The 20533-nt window shown below is 53.7% G+C and carries 18 protein-coding genes; 16 read left to right on the top strand and 2 right to left on the bottom strand.

The genetic code is table 11. The features are described 5' to 3' along the window. Nucleotides 1–112: 112 nt before the first annotated feature. Nucleotides 113–991 (bottom strand): PfkB family carbohydrate kinase, encoded by an 879-nt coding sequence (locus DXB00_RS04335; RefSeq protein WP_192924436.1) that lies wholly within the window; start codon nt 989–991, stop codon nt 113–115. Between the two features lie 268 nt (nt 992–1259). On the opposite strand from DXB00_RS04335, the gene DXB00_RS04330 reads away from it, so the two are divergent. The 12 genes from DXB00_RS04330 (at nt 1260) to DXB00_RS04285 (ending at nt 13314) form a co-directional block, all read left to right on the top strand. Continuing rightward, the gene (locus DXB00_RS04330) at nt 1260–2033 is read left to right on the top strand and encodes an HAD family hydrolase (protein ID WP_117751213.1); all 774 of its coding nucleotides are present in this window, start codon (nt 1260–1262) and stop codon (nt 2031–2033) included. Between the two features lies 1 nt (nt 2034). Continuing rightward, nucleotides 2035–2940: an ABC transporter permease gene (locus DXB00_RS17015; protein WP_242994828.1), complete on the top strand. Its 906-nt coding sequence runs from the start codon at nt 2035–2037 to the stop codon at nt 2938–2940. Between the two features lie 125 nt (nt 2941–3065). Further along, entirely contained in the window at nt 3066–3866 is an 801-nt protein-coding gene (locus DXB00_RS17010) for an ABC transporter permease (RefSeq protein WP_243107155.1), read from the top strand. Between the two features lie 36 nt (nt 3867–3902). Further along, complete coding sequence (locus DXB00_RS04320; RefSeq protein ID WP_110436250.1) at nt 3903–5030, top strand: ABC transporter ATP-binding protein; 1128 nt, start codon at nt 3903–3905, stop codon at nt 5028–5030. Nucleotides 5031–5095: 65 nt separating this feature from the next. Next, nucleotides 5096–6331, top strand: a complete 1236-nt coding sequence (locus DXB00_RS04315) for an ABC transporter substrate-binding protein (protein WP_118729042.1) — start codon at nt 5096–5098, stop codon at nt 6329–6331. Nucleotides 6332–6414: 83 nt separating this feature from the next. Then, on the top strand, nt 6415–6852 hold the full coding sequence (locus tag DXB00_RS04310; protein ID WP_117489562.1) for a hypothetical protein: 438 nt from the start codon (nt 6415–6417) through the stop codon (nt 6850–6852). A gap of 12 nt (nt 6853–6864) precedes the next feature. Continuing rightward, entirely contained in the window at nt 6865–7911 is a 1047-nt protein-coding gene (locus tag DXB00_RS16270; RefSeq protein ID WP_158574633.1) for an endonuclease/exonuclease/phosphatase family protein, read from the top strand. A 2-nt stretch (nt 7912–7913) separates the two neighbouring features. Then, a complete protein-coding gene (locus tag DXB00_RS04305) occupies nt 7914–8684 on the top strand; it encodes an HAD family hydrolase (RefSeq protein ID WP_158578268.1) in 771 nt (256 codons plus the stop codon). A 98-nt stretch (nt 8685–8782) separates the two neighbouring features. Further along, on the top strand, nt 8783–9484 hold the full coding sequence (locus DXB00_RS04300; protein WP_118479050.1) for an MgtC/SapB family protein: 702 nt from the start codon (nt 8783–8785) through the stop codon (nt 9482–9484). Between the two features lie 357 nt (nt 9485–9841). Further along, nucleotides 9842–11491, top strand: coding sequence for a putative manganese-dependent inorganic diphosphatase (locus tag DXB00_RS04295; RefSeq protein ID WP_118729040.1), 1650 nt, complete (start codon nt 9842–9844; stop codon nt 11489–11491). Nucleotides 11492–11880: 389 nt separating this feature from the next. Next, on the top strand, nt 11881–12606 hold the full coding sequence (locus tag DXB00_RS04290) for an MgtC/SapB family protein (protein ID WP_117554962.1): 726 nt from the start codon (nt 11881–11883) through the stop codon (nt 12604–12606). Between the two features lie 15 nt (nt 12607–12621). Next, nucleotides 12622–13314 carry an MgtC/SapB family protein gene (locus tag DXB00_RS04285; RefSeq protein ID WP_117489569.1) on the top strand — a complete coding sequence of 231 codons (693 nt, stop codon included), beginning with the start codon at nt 12622–12624 and terminating at the stop codon, nt 13312–13314. 538 nt (nt 13315–13852) lie between these two features. Here the strand turns inward: DXB00_RS04285 and DXB00_RS04280 are convergent. Beyond that, complete coding sequence (locus tag DXB00_RS04280) at nt 13853–14755, bottom strand: AraC family transcriptional regulator (protein ID WP_118729039.1); 903 nt, start codon at nt 14753–14755, stop codon at nt 13853–13855. Nucleotides 14756–15048: 293 nt separating this feature from the next. Here DXB00_RS04280 and DXB00_RS04275 point away from each other — a divergent pair, with 293 nt between their 5' ends. The 4 genes from DXB00_RS04275 to DXB00_RS04260 all read left to right on the top strand — a co-directional run bounded on the left by DXB00_RS04275 (nt 15049) and on the right by DXB00_RS04260 (nt 20477). After that, entirely contained in the window at nt 15049–16227 is a 1179-nt protein-coding gene (locus DXB00_RS04275; protein ID WP_117751205.1) for a Gfo/Idh/MocA family protein, read from the top strand. A gap of 205 nt (nt 16228–16432) precedes the next feature. Beyond that, the gene (locus tag DXB00_RS04270; protein WP_118284888.1) at nt 16433–17371 is read left to right on the top strand and encodes a sugar phosphate isomerase/epimerase family protein; all 939 of its coding nucleotides are present in this window, start codon (nt 16433–16435) and stop codon (nt 17369–17371) included. Nucleotides 17372–17673: 302 nt separating this feature from the next. Next, entirely contained in the window at nt 17674–18669 is a 996-nt protein-coding gene (locus tag DXB00_RS04265) for a sugar ABC transporter substrate-binding protein (protein ID WP_158578267.1), read from the top strand. Between the two features lie 155 nt (nt 18670–18824). Next, nucleotides 18825–20477 carry a solute:sodium symporter family transporter gene (locus DXB00_RS04260; RefSeq protein WP_118729037.1) on the top strand — a complete coding sequence of 551 codons (1653 nt, stop codon included), beginning with the start codon at nt 18825–18827 and terminating at the stop codon, nt 20475–20477. Nucleotides 20478–20533 lie beyond the last annotated feature (56 nt).

Below are 20533 nucleotides of genomic sequence, written 5' to 3'. Positions count from 1 at the left end.
GTAGTTTTAATAAGAATATAATACCGTATTTGCCGGGGAAAGACAAGGATAACGGCAGAAGGCGGGAAAAATATCAGATATGTTCCGGGTGCCGAAGCGGTTCCGGATGGACTCAGGCGTAAAATTCCTTGATATAGTCGAGGACAGCCTGTTCGGGACCCTGCAGCGGACCGGGGGTTTCCATTTTGAGCGAAACGGCTGCGGTAGCGAACAGCAGCGCATCCGGGATGGAAACGCCCATCATGCGCTTGGCAAGATAAGCACCGAAGGTGGTATCACCGCGTCCGGTACGGCCGGACAGATTGCGTGCCTTGACCGGGCAGGTATAATAGTCCTTGCCGTCATAGACCAGCATTTCGCTGTTGTGCGAGATCAGGATCTCCTTTGCGCCCCATTCATAAAGCTGCTTGGCAGCAGCGCGGCGGTCGGTCAGACCGGTGAGGATCTCGGCTTCTGCCGCATCGGTTTTGAGAAAGTCAAAATAGGGGAGATAGGTCAGCTTGTCTTTCCAGTCGTGGAAGTTCATCAGGCCGTTTTCGTTGTGCCGGAGAAATCCCTGAATATCTGCGGATACCTTGCCTTTTTTGGAAAGCGCGGGGATCAGCTCGTTGGGGAAATCGCCGTACAGCAGACCGGCCAGATGATACAGGCCGCAGTCCACATCGGGGATCTGATCGGGAGTGATGGCATCCGACTGTGCCAGGCATTCGGCCTTGCGGCGTTCACGGTCGGCGGTGAAGTAGGTGTTCTGCATCAGGGTGGTGCATTGGGCGGGCAGCACGGCGATATGGTCGCTGTCCAGATGAAATGCATCCAGTACATCGGTATCGTCCGGATGGATCTTGACTGAAGCGAAAAGGTTTGCGGAAGCGGCTGCGGCAGCGTATGCACAGAAGAATACAGCGCCGCCGATTTCGCGGACTTCCTGACCGGTATAGTCGATATTGATGTCCCGCGTGGCGGGTCCGATCAGCATAAGATCATATTTCATACGAATCCTTCTTTCTCATTTCTACGGAAACGTTTGCGTTGATTACAGTATACGGGAATGTGGAGAGAAAAGCAACTGTGCATAATTAACGAAAACACCTGGATGTAAATTGTGAATATCATAAAACTTTGATAGGAGAATGTGATTTTTTATTGACATAGCCGGGAGATAGTGGTACGGTTGAATCAGGAAATGAAAACGTTTGCGTAAAACGTGATGCAAATGAAAATGCAGAAGTAAAGAAAAAAGGGAAGAGAGAGGAGTTGTTATGATACAAGCTGTTTTCTTCGATATTGGAGGAACCGTACATACACAGGACGCTACCCCGGAGAGTGACCGCGATTATATCCGCCGACTGTGGTGCTTCCTTCATATGAATCATATTTACACCGCAGAAACGCCGGAGCAGCTTCTGGAGCACATCAATGCAGGCGCCAAAGCATACAAGTCCTATACCGAACAGGAACTGATCGAGCTGCCGCCGGATGTGATCTGGCAGAAGTTCTTCCTGAAGGACTTTGACATTCCGGCAGAAAAACTTGCGGGACTGGGCGAGGAGCTCTGCTACATGTTCGACCGATACCGCAAGCACATCGTCAAACGCGAGGGGCTGAAGGAAACGCTGGAGGCTCTCAGGCAGCGCGGATATCGGCTGGGTGTAATCTCCAACATTATGAGCACGACCTTCGTACCGCGCATTCTGGAGGAACACGGCATAGCGCAGTATTTTGAAACGATCACGATGAGCAGCGTCTGCGGCATTCGCAAACCGCGGCCGGAGATTTTCGAGATCGCGCTGAACGAAATGAGAATCGGGAAAGAACAGGCGGCCTACGTCGGAGATACCATCTCCCGCGATGTGCGCGGCGTGCGGAACGCCGGATGGCCGCTGATGATTCAGATCGATAACCCTCGCATTTATCACAAGGACGAAAAGTACCGCGGCATGGGGTATGAGCCGGATGTCAAGATCGGCTCGCTGCCCGAAGTGGTGACCGCGGTGGAACAATACAATCGGAATTTGAAGGAGGGGCAAAACTGAAATGAAACCAAAAGATCAGAACTACTCCAAATCCAGAAGGTTAAAGAACCAGATCAAGGCGGTTGTCACCAACCCGTATAACCTGATCGTGCTGATTGCGATCGTGCTGCTGACCTACTTGATCGTTTTTCCTCTGCTGGATATGATTTCGACCTCGTTTACGCTGGCACAGAAGGATGCACGACTGGCGGGCGGCACAGCGGGATCGTTCACACTGTATTACTGGCAGCGCCTGCTCGGCAGCGCACTGACCAAGCAGATGCTGCTCCAGCCGCTGCTCAATTCGCTGCTGATCGGTGTCTGCGTATCGTTCTTCGCTATCCTGATCGGATCGGTTCTTGCATGGCTGATGGTCCGCACGGATCTTCCCTTCAAGCCGTTCTTCTCGCTGGCAGTTATCATTCCTTATATGATCCCGAGCTGGTGTAAGTCGCAGGCATGGCTGACCATGTTCAAGACCGAACGCATCGGCGGTTCGCCAGGCTTCCTGATGAGTCTCGGCATCAATGTTCCCGACTGGCTGGCATACGGCCCGGTCGCGATCATCACCGTGCTTTCGCTTCATTATTACGCATATGCGTATCTGCTGGTTTCCGCAGCACTGAACTCCATCAACTCCGAGCTGGAGGAGATGGGCGAGATCCAGGGTGCCGGCAAGGCGACCATTCTCCGCAAGATCACCTTCCCGCTGGTACTGCCGGCTATGCTTTCCGCCGTTATCCTGACCTTCTCCAAGGCGATCGGCACCTTCGGCGTTATCAACTACTTGGGCTCTAAGGTCAATTTCGTGACCCTGTCCAGCCAGCTGTACATGAACAGCAAGTCCCAGAATACCCAGACCGCGTTTGCCATGGCACTCATCATGATCTGCATCGCTCGATCTCGGTATTCGTCAACCAGAAGCTGATCGGCTCGCGCAAGTCCTACGCCACCATCGGCGGCAAGGGCGGCCGTTCCACCCCGATCCGTCTGGGCAAGCATAAGCTGCTGATCACGGCTGTACTGTTCCTGTTCTTTGTTTTCGGCATCATCATGCCGATCGCACTGCTGATCCTCGAGTCCTTTATGCTCCGGCAGGGCGACTACTCGCTGTCCAACCTGACGCTGCACTACTGGATCGGCGATCCGATCGCAACGGTAATGGAAGGTCAGCCGGGTATCTTCAAGAATGCTAACTTTATCAATTCGCTGATCAATTCCCTCAAGCTGACGTTTGTAAACGGTGTATTCGGCACCATCTTCGGCCAGATCATCGGTTATATCTGCGCCAAGGGCCGCGGCAAGCTGCACGGCAAGGTCGTAGAGCAGCTGGTATTTATTCCGTATCTGATCCCGTCCATCGCATTCGGCGGTATCTTCCTGTCGATGTTCTCCCGTCCGCAGCAGCTGTTCGGTGTAACGCTGGTTCCGTCCCTGTACGGCACGTTCGCCCTGCTGACCATTACCTCGGTCGTCAAGCATCTGCCGTTCGCTTCCCGCGCCGGCACCTCCAATATGCTGCAGATCGGCGGCGAGCTGGAGGAAGCAGCCGAGATTGCAGGCGCAGGCTTCTTCAAGCGCTTTATCCGCATTGTATTCCCGCTTTCCAAGGGCGGCTTCATTTCGGGCTTCATGCTGATCTTCGTTTCCATTATGAAGGAACTCGATCTGATCATCCTGCTGATGACCCCGAAAACCTCCACGCTGCCGTATTTGGCATTCCAGTATCAGAACAGTAACTCTCCGCAGGCTTCTGACTGCGTGGCAATCGTCATGTTCTCCATCGTATTCTTGGTATACGCACTGGCGAATATCTTTGGCGACGCAGATCTGGCGAAGAGCATGGGCGGTTGATCCGCATGGTATAACCGGAAAAAAGGAGTTTGGAAAATGAGCAAAATTGAACTGAAGCATATTGATAAATTCTACGGTAAGAACCACATTCTGAAGGATGTAAACCTCACGATTGAAGACGGTGACTTTATGACGCTGCTCGGCCCGTCCGGCTGCGGCAAAACTACCACGCTGCGTGTAGTATCCGGCTTGGAGAAGCCGCAGAACGGCACCATTCACATGGACGGCAAGGAAATCGTCAACGCTGCGGAGGCTCATTTCGCGCCTCCGAGCGAACGTGACCTCAACCTGGTATTCCAGTCCTACGCATTGTGGCCGCATATGACGGTGCGCGAGAACATCGCGTTCGGTCTGAATATCCAGAAGCTGCCCAAGGATGAGGTAGATCGCCGCATCAAGGATGCCCTGGGACGAATGCAGATCGGCCAGTATGTAGACCGTTATCCGTCCGAGCTGTCCGGCGGCCAGCAGCAGCGTGTTGCAATCGCCCGCGCTATCGCTTCCGAGCCGCATCTGCTGCTGATGGATGAGCCGCTGTCCAACCTGGATGCAAAGCTCCGCGTGGATATGCGCAGCGAGCTCAAGCGTCTGCACACCGAAACCGGCACGACGATGATCTACGTTACCCACGATCAGGTCGAGGCGCTGACCATGTCCACCAAGATCGCGATTTTCCGCGAAGGCATCATCATTCAGGTGGCACATCCGCTGGAGCTGTACAACAACCCCGCCAATCTGTATGTGGCAGACTTTATCGGCAACCCGCGCATCAACTTTGTTGACGGCAAGGCAGAGGTTTCCGCTTCCGGTCTGACAGTAAACAGCGTGCTGGGTCGGATGACATTCCCGGCTGATCATCTCAAGGACGAGAATATGCCGCAGGAAGCATCGTTCGATGCCGTGCTCGGCATTCGTCCGGAGCAGATTGCCATCAACACCTCGCGTCAGTCCCCGTCCGACATCGAAGCGCATATTTACACCTCGATGCCTGCCGGCTCCGAGACTCTGGTCACCGTCAAGGTCGGCGGCGTGAGCATGGTCATCAAGGCACTCGGCATTACGCATTACAACCCGGATCAGGTGGTCTATCTGTCGATCGACACCACCAAGATCAACGTATTTGATAAGAAAACCGAAAACCTCATCAAGTATTCGGTTGAATAAGCACCATACCATCCATTCGCACTTTCACAAGAAAAAAAGAGAGGAAACTGAAGGAGGAAAAACAAATGTTACAGCACAAGCGCACTTTAGCAGGTATTCTGGCAGCAACAATGATGTTCTCGCTGACCGCGTGCGGCGGAGGCGGAGCGACGAAGGACCCGGGCAGTGATGCCGCGCAGGATCCGAATGAGGCAGCGGCAGCGGGCACGCTCCAGCTGAGCGAGTGGGAAGAGTCCTCCGGTATCTTCAACACGGATGAGACCGATGAGGAACTGTACGAGAAGGCGAAGGAAGAGGGCAAGGTAACCATCTATTCGATTTCCTCCCGTATCACCAAGGTCGCCAATGCCTTTATGGAGAAGTATCCCGGCGTTGAAGTAGAGCCGTTCGATATTTCCACCAACGAGCTGCTGGAAAAGGTTACCCGTGAGTATGATGCCGGTCAGCACGTTGCCGACGTGGTGCATATCAAGGATCAGGACGGTACGCTGTACAACGAGTATATTCTGCCGCGCAAGTTCTATAACTACAAGCCGGCAGATATCCTGTCGCACATTGATGAAAAGTACACCAAGACGCAGACCCCGATGTATGTCGAGCTGACGCAGCTGTTCTACAACAGTGAAGCTTATCCGGACGGTTCTCCGGTGACGAATATCTGGCAGCTGACCGAGCCGGACTGGAAGGGCCGTGTCATGATGCAGAACCCGCTGGATAATCTGGCATGGGGCTCCTGGATCACCGGTTTCTGCGTAGGCGATGTTCCGGATGAGCTGGCTGCTTCCTACAAGGAGTTGTACGGTAAAGAGCTGACGCTGTCCGACGGCTGCGAGAACGCAGGCTATGAGTTCCTCAAGCGTCTGCATGACAACGAACCCATCTTCACCTCTTCTTCTGACGAGATCGCGGAAGCTGTAGGTACCAAGGGTCAGACCAATCCGCCGATCGGCTTCTGCGCTTCCTCCAAGCTGCGTAAGAACGAGGATAACAACTGGTGCCTCGCTCCGGTAAACCTCGAGCCGACCACTGGTATCCCGCAGATTAACACCCTGTACGTTGTCGGCGAGTGCGAGCATCCGAATGCTGCCAAGCTGCTGGTCCGCTTCATGATGGGCGGCGCAGACGGTGATGTATCCGGCTACAAGTACTTCAATACGCTGGGCGGCTGGCCGGTACGCGATGATATCGAACCGGCTGAGGGTTCCACCCCGTACAGCGAGCTGCATGTTTCTGATTTCAACGTTACCGATATCTATGAGAACATCAACCCGGTTCGTGATTTCTGGACGCTGCTTGGCTAAGACGTAATCAAAAGAGAAAACGATACGGACGCGGCAGGCTGAAAAGCCTGCCGCGGACAGTAAAAGCGGAAGGAGCATACAGAATGGCTTTATTCGTAACCAAGGAAGGCAAGCGCAAGAGTCCGATGGCAGTTACCTGCTTTTTCGTGGATCTGCTGTTCTGCCTGGTATTCGGCGGTATGTATGCACTGCTGACCGGCGTACTGCATGACCATCTGCCTCTCGGCGGAGGCATGGCAGAGAACTGGATCCACTGCGGTCTGATCTCTGTGGTGGGTACTGCGGTCTGTTGCATCCTGTTTCTGCTGCCGGATAAGCGGATCGTGCCTTACAGCTTTGCGAGCCTGCCGGTTATCACGATCATGTGCGTGGTCGCAGCGTTCCAGTTGGAGCCTGCTGCCCGGAATATGATGCTGTATGTGACCTTCCTGTATACCCTGATGCCGATCCTTGTCGGCAACGCGGTATCGTGGACGCTATATTTCAAGCTGTACAAAAAACCGATGCCGCGCCGCCTGTAAAGGGGGAGCAGTATGGAAAAACTGACAAAAGAGTGCGTGCTGCAATCTGCGGCACGGTTGGAGCAGGAATCGCAGGATGCGGTGATGCGGGATATTCCTCAGTTTTTTGAGGCGGAGATCGTGACCCGGTTTGCGGGTGCGGTGCCGCAGAAGAAAGAACTGAATCCGCTGGTGTTCAACATGGAGCGGGGCATATGTCTTGCTGAAACAGTAGATTTTCTCCGGGAATGCCCGGCACTGCGGCCGTATGACCTGATCCTGGCCAATGAGCTGGATAGCGGCTGTGCCCGGTCGGGCGAGCGGGATACTGCCGCAGAGATCGCCCGTGCGCTGGGAATGCAGTATGTGTTCGGGCTGGAGTTTGTCGAGCTGAAGGACGCTGCACACGGGTTTCACGGCAATGCAATCTTTTCGCGCTGGCCGATCCTGTGGGCAGAGGTGCTCCGTCTGCCAGAGCAGTATAACTGGTATTATGACCGACAGAAGCGCATCGGCGGCCGCAATGCGGTTTTTGCAAAGCTTGATGTGCAGGGACAGGAGGTCGGCGCGGTATCCATCCATCTGGAAAACCGGACGAGCGGCGCGGGCCGCCTGCAGCAGATGAAAGCTGTACTGCAGGAGGTTGAGCGTGTATTTCCGGGGATTCCCGTTGTGCTGGGCGGCGATCTCAATACCAATACCTTTGACGGACGCGATAAGGCGGTGATTCGTCATCTGTGTGACGAGCCGGAGGAACTGGCTGCGGCGATCGAAATGATCGACCTGTATGAACCGCTTCTGCAGGACTGCACCGCAGCGGGCTATGCATGGCGGGCGGCTTCGGGCGGTGCGGACTGCACACGGCGCAAACCGCTGCCGGAGGGCGGCTGCCTGCATATGAAGCTGGATTGGTTGCTGCCGCGCGGCTTTACCGTGCACTGCAGCAGTGTGATTTCTACACTGACGGCAGACTGCGGCTTTGCTGCGCAGGACAGCGCGCTGGCCCGGTATACACAGCCGGAGCTGAGCGATCACAATGTGGTTCGTGCCTCCCTTGCACTGCCGCAGAAGGAGGAGTAAACGTGATTAACACTATATTATTTGATATGGGAGGAACGCTCGAGGATATCTGGTATAATGATCAGACGATTCACTCGGTTACCGGAGAGTTGCGGACGTTCCTCAATGAACATGATTTGGGTACAGGCTGCAATGACATTACCTTCTGGAACAAGCTGAACAGCGGTATCCGTACCTACAAACAATGGAGCGAATCCAACGAACTGGAGAAAAAACCAGAGGAAATCTGGCCGGAGTATTATATGGCGGACTTCAATCTGGACCGTGAAAGACTGCAGGAGGTAGCGGAACAGCTGGCCGGCATGTGGGAAGTGACCTATTATCACCGCGAGCTTCGTCCGAAGGTCAAGGAGACTCTGGAGGAACTGAAAAAACGCGGGTATCATCTGGGCGTCATCTCCAACACGGCATCGCTTTATTCGGTGTTCGATGTGCTGGAGCAGTACGGAATCCGCGATTATTTTGAAGATGTTACCCTGTCCAGCGTGACCGGATACCGGAAACCGCATCCGTCTATTTTCCAGATCTCGCTGCGCCAGATGCAGGCGAAGCCGGAGGAATGTGCCTATGTGGGAGATACGATCTCGCGTGATATCATCGGTGCAAAGCGAATGCATTTTGGTGCCGCGATCCAGATCCAGTCGTTCCTGTCGGCGCAGAAGGATGCCGGTGTAGATGCTGCTTACCAGCCGGATCATATCATTCGGGAATTGCCGGAGCTGGTGGATTATCTGGAGGAGCGAAATCGAGCAGAGCGCTTGACGATGCAATAAGAAAAAGAACGTAACCGTAACAATCTCTCTCTCTTTTTCTGACCGTACCCTGCCATTGCAGGGTGCGGTCAAATATTTTAGACAGGAGGGAAACGAAAATGGGGAAAATTACAGTGGTGGATATCGTGCTGCGGCTGCTGGGTGCAGTGATCGTCGGGTTTGCCGTCGGCGCGCAGCGCGCACGGACCTCGCATCCGGCGGGAATCCGCACACATATTCTGGTAGCACTCGGCTCGTGTGTGGTCATGGTGACAAGCTGCATCCTGTATGAGCAGACGATCGCAGTATTTGGGACAACGCCCTCTGACCCGGCGCGACTGGGCGCACAGGTCATCAACGGCATCGGTTTTCTGGGTGCCGGTGCGATCCTGCGTGAGGGATTTACCGTTCGCGGACTGACAACGGCGGCCAGTGTCTGGGTCGTTGCCTGTCTCGGTCTGTCGGTCGGCATGGGATACTATGTGCTCACGGCAGTCGGTACGGTGATTGCCTTTGTAACACTGGTGGCGTTTGACGGGATTCAGGAGAAAATCCGCGCCAGAAGCCGCTCGGAACTGGATCTGCAGATCGAATGTGACCATATGGGCGACATCATGGTGGAACTGTCGCATCTGGCAGAACGGCATTTCGCGAAGCTGCTTGATCTGTCCTTCAGCAGAACTCCGCATAACACCTATATCATCAGCTTCCGTGCAAGCTTTCCACCGAACGGATATGAGTCCGCGCAGAATGCATTCCGTCAGGAGCTGGCAGGTGTTTCCGGCATGATCCGCATGGAAAATCATAATGACCATATCTAAGGCAACACCGCATAATTAGAGCCGCGGTTTCTTGCGCAGGCTCCGGTCGCGCTGTCGCGGTTTCTTGCGCAGGCTCCGGTCGCGCTGCCGCGGCGCTTGGCGGAAATTTTGTGCCCTGACCTTGCTGTGCTTTTATGTTAATACATCAGGTATTGCTGTAAGATCACGCCTCGTCCGTGCAGAAAAATTTGCTTGCAGTATTATGCGGTATTGTCCTATTTCTTCCCGAGGGGAACAGCAGCACCCGAATCAGTGGCATGGTCGGTGCTGCTGTTTCCTTTTACCCGCAATCATACACCGTTGGGAAAACCACAGCAGTTCCCGCGGTCATTTCTCAGACAAAGGAGTCGGTACAGTATGAACCCGGTTTTTGTTATCGGACATCGTAATCCGGATACAGATTCGATCTGCTCTGCGATCTGTTATGCAGAGCTTAAGCACAGGCTGACCGGAGAATCATATATCCCCTGCCGGGCAGGCCATGTCAATACAGAGACCAAATTTGTCCTGGAGCGCTTCGGCGTAAAAGCGCCGCGTTATATCAAGTCGTTTGAGCCGTGTCTGAGCGATGTGCAGTATCGCAGGATCCCCGGTATTGATGAGGAGATGTCGCTGCACCGCGCATGGAATTACATGAACGAAAATGATATTCAGACTCTGGCCGTTGTCGATGAGGAGCGTCATCTTAAAGGACTGCTGACGCTGAGTGATATCGCGCGCTTCTATATGGAGGATAAGGACGCGAACGCACTGGCGGAGGCCGGCACAAGCTATCGCAACCTGGTGGATGTACTGGATGGTACGCTGATTGTCGGTGATATCGAAAAGCGGTTCGAGCAGGGCAGCGTGGTGGTTGCGGCAGCCAATCCGGATGTTCTGGAGGATTATATCGGGCCGCGTGACATGGTCATTCTCGGCAATCGCTATGAGAGTCAGCTCTGCGCCATTGAGATGAACGCGGGCTGCATTATTATCGGGCTCGGCGCGAAAGTCTCGCGTACCATCCGCAAGCTGGCAAGTGAAAATCAGGTATCCATCATCGCAACGCCGCTGACGACATACAGCTGCGCCAAGGTGGTCAGTCAGGCTGTGCCGGTGCGCCATGTCATGCGCCGCAAGGGATTGATCACCTTTGAACCCGATGACGTGGTAGAGGATGTAAAGCGCGCGGTATCCAAAAAGCGTATGCGCTACTATCCACTGCTGGATGAGCAGGGACGGTATATCGGAATGTTTTCTCAGCGCAATCTGCTGGATCTGGAGCGTCCATCGGTCATTCTGGTCGATCATAACGAGCGGGATCAGGCGGCAGACGGCATTCGTTCGACTAATATCATTGAAATCATCGACCATCACCGCATTGATTCGGTTGAAACGAGCGGGCCGATCTATTTCCGCAATCAGCCGCTCGGCTGTACTGCGACCATTATCACAGGAATGTATCATGAGCATAATGTGCCGATCGAACCGAAAATCGCGGGTCTGCTGTGCTCTGCGATTCTGTCGGATACACTGATGTTCCGTTCTCCGACCTGTACGCCGCTCGACCGCGCCGCCGCAGAGGAGCTGGCGCAGATCGCAGGTCTGGACATCAGAGAGTATGCAACGGAGATGTTCCGCTCCAGCTCGCGCCTGCGCGACCGTTCAATGGATGAGCTGTTCCACATGGATTTCAAGTACTTTCAGGTACAGAATAAAAAAATCGCCATTTCGCAGATCACGAGTGTCAGCGAGAATGAGCTGAACGGCATCCGGGATAAAATGCTGGGCTATATGGAGGACTATCTCAAGACGAGCGGACTGTCCATGCAGTTTGTCATGCTGACTAATATCATCGAGGAAAAGACCGAACTGCTTTATGTCGGCAGGGGTGCAAAGAATCTGGTGCATACCGCGTTCCGCAAGGAATGTGGGGAGCATTCGGTCGTGCTGCCGGGTGTAGTCAGTCGCAAAAAGCAGATGGTAACGCCGCTGCTCAGTGCAATGGAGGAGGAAGGGACCATGTAAGGCGGAAGTGCCTTGTGCTGCGTGCAGGCGCAGCTTCGTGCGATACAGAACGAATACCCCCGTTCTGCACAATCTGTGCAGAATGGGGGTATTTACGCTCTGTGGAAGGGAAAAAACAGTTCGGAGAGGATGCATCGAAATAAAAAATTTCACAAATGCGGATATTTAGAACTTAATATATAATAATATGGAGACAATTAAATACACAAACGTTTGCGAATGTACAAATTACACAAAAATGAACAAAATACTTCTTACAATGTGAGGGATGAAACTTTGCCTGATTCGGTGTTATACTGTATATATACCAAGGAGTGCAGGGTGTAAAACGACCATTAGCGCAAACGTGTGCGTAAACGGTTTCCGCAGGAAATGAGGAGGAGCAGAACATGACAGAAACGATTGCATATCTTCGCGAATTTCACTTTGCATCGGTCGTGCTGCGGCTCGCTCTGGCTATGCTGCTCGGCGGCTGCATCGGTCTGGAGCGGGAACGAAAACGCCGTCCGGCGGGCTTCCGTACATATATGCTGGTGTGTCTGGGTGCAACGCTGACCGTGCTGCTCAGCCTGTACGAATTTACCATGGTGACAGGGCCGTGGTCGGATATTTGCGCAGAGATCGGCATAAAAACCGACGTTTCCCGTTTCGGCGCACAGGTCATCAATGGCATCGGCTTTCTCGGCGCAGGCACGATTCTGGTCACCGGCCGTCAGCAGGTCAAGGGACTGACTACCGCCGCCGGCTTGTGGGCTTCGGCGTGCACCGGCCTTGCGGTCGGCGCGGGATTTTACGAGTGCGTACTGATCGCGTTTGCTATGATCTTTCTGAGCATCCGCCTGTTCCCGATCGTGGATGCATACATTCAGGAAAACGCACGCGATATCAATCTGTATCTGGAGTTTAACTCAATGGACGATGTCAGCACGATCATCAATCAGCTGAAAGCGCAGAATGTGCAGATCTACGACATCGACATCGAGCGCAACCGGAGCGGTGAGCAGCTGCATCCAAGCTCGATCTTTTCGATTCGTCTGAATGAAAAAATACCGCATACGCAGCTGCTGTCCGAACTGGCCGGGCTGGATTGTCTGTGTGTAATCGAAGAGCTGTAACGGGAGGGAAGCAATATGTTATCTGTTTTTGACGGTCTGCGCAGCGTTACCACGCTCTCCGTATTTGTGCGTCTCGCCTGTGCATTTATCTGCGGCGGCATCATCGGCATCGAGCGCTCGTACAAGCGCCGTCCGGCAGGCTTCCGCACGCATATCCTCATCTGCATCGGTGCAGCGATCACCACGCTGACCAGTCAGTATCTGTATCTGAATATGCATTATTTCACTGATATGGCGCGTCTGGGCGCGCAGGTTGTTGCCGGAATCGGCTTCATCGGTGCCGGTACGATCATCGTCACCAAGCGGCAGAATGTGAAGGGACTGACAACGGCGGCCGGACTGTGGACCTCGGCTATCATCGGTCTGGCGTTCGGCGGCGGCTTTTATGAGGGCGGCATTCTGGCCACCGGCTTTATCATGCTGGCAGAGCAGGTGTTCTCGCGGCTAGAGTACCGTGTGCTGGAGCACGTTCCCGAGATCAATGTGTATATGGAATACGAGGATAAAACGTGTCTGGACGATGTGCTGCAGCTGTACCGCAGATGTGATGTCAAAGTGCTGAATATCCAGATCACCCGTGCGGCGGAAAACGGTGAGCACAATGCCTGTGCCATCTTCACGCTGCGCCTGCCGCGCAGCTGCACGGTAAACCGTCTGATGACACTGGTCGGCGAGCGTAAAGGCATCGTGTCGGTCGAGGAACTGTAAAACAGAACAAATCTATTGCATTTCATCCTTTCAGGCAACACCGCATAATGAGACAAAAGGCGACTTGCGAGCAGGTTTTGCGTGCTGACGAGGCTTGGTTCTGCGGTAATACTTGAGGTATTACCATGGAAACGCAGCAAAGTCAGGGTGCAGAATTTCAGCAAAGCGTCGCAGTAGCGCGACCGGAGTCTGCGCAAGAAGCTGCGGTTCTCATTATGCGGTGTTGTCTTAACAGACCGTAAACCTTTTAACGCGCACTGGCGCGCGAATTGTTTAAATTGCAGGAATATGACATTTTGACAGACTGAGACGCACATCTTGCGATGTGCGTCTCAGCTTGTCGAAAAAGTTAGATTTCTATTTTGTGCTTCGTGCGACAGCACGCATAAAATAGAATTTGCGCAGCAAATTCATAAAAACCGGGGGCATGTACCTCGGTTTTTATACAAGGGAAGAAAAAATGTGTCCGGAGGACGCGGTTTTTCTTCAGCCTCAGACGCACATCTTGCGATGTGCGTCTTTTTGCATATTTGCACGGTTACAGCTCCGGCACATCTGTATCTATGAACGGTACATCGGTTTTGCATACCGCATCAATCGCTTTGGACATATGCTGGATACGGTACTGCCGCGGTGACGTACCGACCTTCTTAACGAACAGGTTGATCAGACTGCCGCTGGTCGAGTAGCCGACCTCCTCGGCGATTTCTGCAATCGGCTTCTGCGTGCGCACGAGCAGAACCTTCGCCCGCTCAATGCGCGAGTTGATGACATAATCGGCAGGGGAGAAGCCGGTGCGGCGCTTGAACATATGCGCGAAATAGGATGCGCTCAGGCATACGGTAGACGCCAGCTCCTCCACGGAAATCGGCTGACCGATATGCGAGCGGATGTACTGGATGGCCTGCTCGACCGGCGTATCCGCTGACTGCTCGGCGGCACTCGGTGAGAGCAGCAGGTCAAACATGCGGTAGATGCGTGCCGAGCGCTGCATGTCGGTCTCTACACCGTTCTCATCGTAAAAGCGCACCATGTCGTACAGCAGATTGCCGATCAGCATGTTGTTATCGCGGCGGATGAGCCAGCCGTGCCGGTCGGTGATGCGGCGGCACAGCTCACGCGCGTTCGAGCCTTCAAAGTGCATGTACACGAACTCCAGTCCGTCCTCGGCGTGGTAGTAGTGCGGCTCGATGCAGTCGAGCAGCAGCACGTCACCGGCTTCGGCGACATGGAATTCACCGTGGTACTCCACGCGGAAGCGTCCCTTGCGGATGTAGGCGATGAGCAGCGGCGGATAACTGTCGCGCTTCATAAAATAGTTGGCGGTGCAGTAGTAGTGACCGCACCATGTCGGGTAGAACAGCAGCTCTCTCGCGGTCTGCGACGGCGTAAACGGAAAACAAACCGACTCGCTTCGGATGCCGGGATCAACACTTTGCATAGACTCTTCTCCTTCCGTATTTTGCACTCATAGAATCCATGAACGAAATAGCAGGATTGATGAACTGGTTTTCTGTGTTTTTTCACAGAAAGCAGGATTGATGAACTTTGCAGCAGAAACGCTTATTGAATATATCCATAAAATATTTTATACTTAGGCCAGAAGTTAGGAAATGGATACAATAAACAAAGATAAATCGAATTTGTTGTATGTATTTCACAAAACATCAAAATTAGCAGTACAAAAACAGAATCAAACACTTTTTTGCAAATCGAAGAAAGAAGGAAAACATTATGTTTATCGGTGAAAAGAAAATTGCTCGTCCGTTCCGTTGGGGTATCGTAGGCGGCGGCCGCACTTCCGGCGTTGGCTACAAGCATCGTCTGGGTGCTATGCGAGACAACACCTCGTTCGTACTCAAGGCTGCAGCGTTCGACCTGGACTTCGCCCGCTGCGTAGACTTCGGCAAGAACCTGAACATGGATGAGGAACGCCTCTATCCGGATTACAAGACCATGTTCGCTGAGGAAGCAAAGCGCGAGGACGGCATCGAGGCTGTTGACATCGCAACCCCGAACTTCCAGCACTTTGAGGTCTGCAAGGCAGCTCTGGAAGCTGGCCTGCATGTAATCTGTGAGAAGCCACTGTTCTTCAAGGTTGAGGAAGGCGAGGAGATCAAGAAGCTGGCGGAGGAAAAGGGCAAAATCGTTTGCGTAACCTACGGCTTCTCCGGTTTCGACCTGCTGAGCCAGATGCGCTCCATGGTTCTGAACGGTGACATCGGTGAGGTTACCATGGTAGACCTCCGCTACGCACATGGCTTCGCTTGCGACCCGACCGGCGACAAGCAGGCTGAGGGTCAGAAGTGGCGTGTTGATCCGGCAAAGTCCGGCCCGTCCTTCGTACTTGGCGACCTGTCCACCCACACCTTCTACATGTCCGAGCTGATCTGCCCGCAGCTGAAGCTGAAGCAGCTGCTGTGCGACCGCCAGAGCTTCATCAAGTCCCGCGCACCGCTGGAGGACAATGCTTACGTCCTGATGCGTTATGAGAACGGCGCAGTTGGCCGTATGTGGGCATCCGCAGTTAACGCAGGTGACATGAGCAGCCAGCACATCCGCATTGTCGGCACCAAGGCTTCCCTCGAGTGGAACGACATGCATCCGGATGAGCTGTACTACGAAGTACAGGGTCAGCCGCGTCAGACGCTGGTTCGTGCAATGGATTACCTGAATCCGGAAGCTCTCGAGTACGAGCGCCTGGGTGCTCTGCACTACACCGGCCTGATCGAGTCCTGGAGCAACCTGTACACCCGTTTTGCTATCGCAATGGATGCAAAGAACCGCGGCGACGAGGAAACCCTCAAGAATCTGGTTTACCCGGATCTGGAGCACGGCATCGACGGCATCCGCTGGGTAACCAAGTGCGTAGAGTCTGCTGACAAGGGCGGCGTATGGGTAGATTTCAAGTAAGTCTCCCGATTTCCATCTAAACTAAGACACTCTCTCATTTCTTTTCTCTGTACCGCTGCCTTCCATAAGGCGGGCAGCGGTAAACTCTTAAACGCTTATAACGCTAAAATTCCCTTTTGATAACATACTTGAAAGAATTCTCTCTCTAAAAATCGCTCCAACGATTTCTACTACAACAAAAAAGAAGAAAAGTGAGGTTTTTTATATGAAACTCGCAATTTGCACGGATGTTTTTGCTGATCTGTCCTACACGGACATGCTCGATAAGGTAAAGTCTCTCGGTATCGACGCGGTCGAGATGACCGCAGGCGGCTGGGGTGCCCGCAAGCACTGCAACACCGCGGAGCTGCTCGCGGACGAAGGCAAGCGCAAGGAATTCATGGGCGAACTTGAGAAGCGCGGCATGCGCATCTCTGCACTGAACACGTCCTGCAACCCGCTTTGGCCGAGCAAGACCGGCGAGGAATACAAGAAGTCCATGTACGACTGCGCTACGCTGGCAGGTCTGCTGGGCGTCAAGAAGATCGTTGCGATGGCTGGTCTGCCGGCCGGCAACGAAACCGACACCACCCCGAACTGGATCACCTCTACCGTTTCCTGGCCGGATTTCATGGCTCCGGCGTATGAGTACCAGTGGAAGGTAACGATCGAGTTCTGGAACGAATTCATCGCACACTGCAAGAAGTGCGGCATTGAGCACATCGCTATCGAGGAATTCCCGGGCACCATGGTTTGGTCTGCTTCGACTCTGCTCAAGCTGCGTGAGGCTACCGACCCGATGCTCGGCATCAACCTCGATCCGTCCCACATGATGGTTCTCGGCGCTGATCCGATTGCGGCTGCTCGTGCTCTCAAGGGCTGCATTTTCCACGTTCACGGCAAGGATGCCCGCATCGAGCGCGGTCTGGCAGACACCGACGGTCTGCTCGAGCCTCGCCCAGTTACCGAGTCCGCTGACCGTGTATGGAACTACGTTGCAGTCGGCTGCGGCAAGGACCTCCAGTGGTGGAAGGAATTCTTCTCCGTTTGCCACATGATGGGCTACGACGGAGACGTTTCCCTCGAGATGGAGGACCTGACCATGACTGTTGATGCAGGTGTCAACACCTCGATCGACGCGCTGCGCCAGACCATCAGCCAGTAATTGGTGCGGCATCACCGAACAATTGCGTCTGCGGCACTTTGCGAAAATTTTGTGCCTGATGTCGTTCCGACTTTTTGCAATACACAAAGTATCGCTGCAAAGCCGCGCCTAATCAGGACGCAAAATTTGTTCGCAAATTGCTCTTGTCGAATTGTTCCGGTGATACCGTAAAAGAAAAAGATTTTTCATTAAGTCCACAGCATTTTCGCAATTCCAGCACCACCCCCATAGAGAAGAAAGAAAATCAATATGAGAAGAAGAGAAAGGGCAGTGTTTGAACTATGAAAAAGAAGCTTTTAGCAATGACGTTAGTAAGTGCTCTGTGTGCCGGCATGCTGGCAGGCTGCGGCGGCGGTTCGTCCGCATCGACTGGCAGTACGGGCGACAGCGGCTCCAACGCTTCCGGTGATGCCTACAACGTAACCGTTATCGTAAAGCATACGGACGGTCACTTCAACAAGGTTATTGCCGGTGCGCGCGCTTACGGCAGCGAGCACGACAATGTAAACGTCGAAATCCAGTCTCCGACCTCGGCTACCTCGTATGATGAGCAGGTCAACATGATTGAGACGGCACTCGGCAACCCAGGCATTGACGCCGTTGTTATCGCTCCGCAGCAGTCCACCTCTACCGCAACGCTGGTAGATACCGCGACCAAGCCGGTCGTAGCACTCGATACCGACTTCACCTCGGACAAGAAGGCATGCTTCGTTGGCACCGGCAACGAGGACGCAGCGCTGAACGGCGGCAAGGCGGTTGCTGAGGCCTGCAAGGCACTCGGCAAGGACAAGCCGACGGCGGTTATCATCGCAGGCGTACAGGGCGACGAGACCCATGAAGCACGTCTGCGCGGCTACCGCGATGCGATCGAAGCCGCAGGCGGTCAGGTGCTCGAAGTGCAGTACACCGACACCATGCCGGACAAGGCAGCCGCCGCTATGGAGGCGGTTATCCAGAAGTACCCGAACGGCGTAGACGCAGTTCTGTCCATCGCGGATGACATGGCGCTTGCAGCTGCAAAGGTTATCAAGGATTCCGGCAACACCAATTACGCAGATACCGTTCTGTGCGGTTTTGACGGCAACCAGTCTGCCATTGAGGCTGTTATGGACGGCTCTCTGACCATCGACATCGCTCAGATGGGCTACGACATGGGCTACAAGGCTGTTGAAGCAGCAGTTACCGTACTTGAGGGCGGCTCGGTTGAATCCTTCATCGACTCCGGCTCCAAGGTTATCGACTCCTCCAATATCGATGAGTACGTCTCCGACATGAAGTCCAAGGGTCTGTGGGAGTAATTCAAACACACATTTGACAGCATAAACAGTTTATAGACAGGGCGGACGCAGAGTTCGACACATGCGTCCGCCCTAACTATACGCATTTTTGAGAATTAAATTACAAATATGGGAAATTGAAGCGGTTGAGGGACCGCGTGAAAGAGGGGATTCCAATGGTTTGGACTATGGCGACGTTTATCGGTTTTACGATACTTGTTGCAGTCATTTCGTATGTAAAAACAAAGGGCGATGACCAGAGCACCGCAGACGGCTATTTTCTGGCCGGACGCGGACTGCCGGGCTTTGTTATCGCAGGTTCGCTGCTGCTGACCAACCTGTCGGCAGAGCAGCTGGTCGGCACAAATGGCCAGACATGGAGTGTGGGCATGAGCCCGATGGCGTTCGAGATCGTAGCGGCTCCGTGCTGTATCGTGCTGGCGCTGTTTGCGGCGCCGCGTTATCTGAAAAGCGGCATTACCACCATTCCGGAGCTGATCGGTCTGCGCTATGACCGCAGCACAAAGCTGTGGTTCTCCATCGCGTACATCCTGCTGTACATTGTCGTACAGATTCCGGTTATCCTGTACTCCGGTTCGCTGGTATTTGAAAATATCTTCAACGTATCCGGTATTCTGGGCGTAACCAAGTTCCAGGCCGTTATCATTCTGTGTATCATCATCAGTGTCATCGGCTCGATTTACGCCATCTTCGGCGGACTGAAAGCCGTTGCCGTATCGGATACCGTAAACGGCATCGGACTGCTGATCGGCGGCTTCATGATCCCGTTCTTCGCACTGAGCGTGCTCGGCAAAACGGCAGGCGGTGACGGTCTGTCGGTTATCGATGGTATGCGTTTCCTGATCGAAAACCATTCGGATATGCTCAACTCTATCGCTCCGGCGGATTCTCTGCCGCCTGCGGTTCCGTGGCCGACCGTATTTACCGGTCTGTTCTTCCTCGGTCTGCAGTCATGGTGTACGCACCAGTCGTTTATTCAGCGTGTACTTGCTGCAAAAAACCTCAAGGAAGCACAGAAGGGCGCACTCTACTGCGCGTTTCTGAAAATTATTGGTTTTATGTACCTTGCGCTGCCGGGCGTTATCGCGTATGCGCTGTTTGAGCTGCAGGGTGATCAGGTATCCATGATGGACGAAGCGTACCCGCAGCTGGTTTCGCAGGTTGTTCCGGCTCCGCTGATGGGCTTCTTCGCAGCCGTAATGCTCGGTGCGATCCTGTCCTCGTTCAACTCGGTGCTGAACTCGGTAGATACCATGTTCACCATGGATATCTACAAGGAATTCATCGACAAGGACGCTTCCGAGGACAAGCTCGTCAAGGTCGGCAAGAATGTCGGCATCATCTTCGCGGTGCTGACCACCATCGTTGGTCCGCTGATCTACTTCTTCCCGGCAGGTCTCAAGACCTTCCTAGATTCCCTCGTAATGCTGATTGCACTGCCGGTTCTGACGGCCGTATTCGGCGGCTTCTTCTTCAAGCACCTGCCGAAATACAGCGCAAAGGTCATTCTGGCGCTGCATGTGGTCTGCTACGGCTCGTTCCTGCTGTTCCTCAACAGCAAGTTCCATTATCTGTATGCTGTATTCGTTATGCTGCCGGTTGAGCTGCTGATTATGTTCATTTTCAATCAGCGAAACAAGACAAAGCATCCGGAGGCATGGGTACAGAAGGACATCGGCGCTGTCGATCTTACCCCGTGGAAGTATCGCTGGGTTGCCACCGCACTGATTCTCATTTGTGTCGCAGCGGTTTACCTTGCGTTCTCGCCGCTCGGTATCGGTACATGGAGTTATACACAGCCTTTCTAAAATCGAAAGTAAAACGGAGTGCGTTTGCACTCCGTTTTAGTATGTCAAAAAGTAGC

This window comes from Butyricicoccus sp. OF10-2 (assembly GCF_003481925.1).
Classification (GTDB): domain Bacteria; phylum Bacillota; class Clostridia; order Oscillospirales; family Butyricicoccaceae; genus Agathobaculum; species Agathobaculum butyriciproducens.
Note: the sequence above shows the minus strand (reverse complement) of the source record. Positions and strands in the feature narration are given on the sequence as shown.

Excerpts from the sequence above, each read along its gene's own strand:
- DXB00_RS04270 (WP_118284888.1), top strand. The coding sequence starts at position 16,433 with ATGAAACTCGCAATTTGCACGGATGTTTTTGCTGATCTGTCCTACACG.
- DXB00_RS04275 (WP_117751205.1), top strand. The coding sequence starts at position 15,049 with ATGTTTATCGGTGAAAAGAAAATTGCTCGTCCGTTCCGTTGGGGTATC.
- DXB00_RS04265 (WP_158578267.1), top strand. The coding sequence starts at position 17,674 with ATGACGTTAGTAAGTGCTCTGTGTGCCGGCATGCTGGCAGGCTGCGGC.
- DXB00_RS17015 (WP_242994828.1), top strand. The coding sequence starts at position 2,035 with ATGAAACCAAAAGATCAGAACTACTCCAAATCCAGAAGGTTAAAGAAC.
- DXB00_RS04315 (WP_118729042.1), top strand. The coding sequence starts at position 5,096 with ATGTTACAGCACAAGCGCACTTTAGCAGGTATTCTGGCAGCAACAATG.
- DXB00_RS17010 (WP_243107155.1), top strand. The coding sequence starts at position 3,066 with ATGCCGATCGCACTGCTGATCCTCGAGTCCTTTATGCTCCGGCAGGGC.
- DXB00_RS16270 (WP_158574633.1), top strand. The coding sequence starts at position 6,865 with ATGGAAAAACTGACAAAAGAGTGCGTGCTGCAATCTGCGGCACGGTTG.
- DXB00_RS04300 (WP_118479050.1), top strand. The coding sequence starts at position 8,783 with ATGGGGAAAATTACAGTGGTGGATATCGTGCTGCGGCTGCTGGGTGCA.
- DXB00_RS04310 (WP_117489562.1), top strand. The coding sequence starts at position 6,415 with ATGGCTTTATTCGTAACCAAGGAAGGCAAGCGCAAGAGTCCGATGGCA.
- DXB00_RS04295 (WP_118729040.1), top strand. The coding sequence starts at position 9,842 with ATGAACCCGGTTTTTGTTATCGGACATCGTAATCCGGATACAGATTCG.
- DXB00_RS04320 (WP_110436250.1), top strand. The coding sequence starts at position 3,903 with ATGAGCAAAATTGAACTGAAGCATATTGATAAATTCTACGGTAAGAAC.
- DXB00_RS04330 (WP_117751213.1), top strand. The coding sequence starts at position 1,260 with ATGATACAAGCTGTTTTCTTCGATATTGGAGGAACCGTACATACACAG.
- DXB00_RS04285 (WP_117489569.1), top strand. The coding sequence starts at position 12,622 with ATGTTATCTGTTTTTGACGGTCTGCGCAGCGTTACCACGCTCTCCGTA.
- DXB00_RS04335 (WP_192924436.1), bottom strand. The coding sequence starts at position 991 with ATGAAATATGATCTTATGCTGATCGGACCCGCCACGCGGGACATCAAT.
- DXB00_RS04290 (WP_117554962.1), top strand. The coding sequence starts at position 11,881 with ATGACAGAAACGATTGCATATCTTCGCGAATTTCACTTTGCATCGGTC.
- DXB00_RS04280 (WP_118729039.1), bottom strand. The coding sequence starts at position 14,755 with ATGCAAAGTGTTGATCCCGGCATCCGAAGCGAGTCGGTTTGTTTTCCG.
- DXB00_RS04260 (WP_118729037.1), top strand. The coding sequence starts at position 18,825 with ATGGTTTGGACTATGGCGACGTTTATCGGTTTTACGATACTTGTTGCA.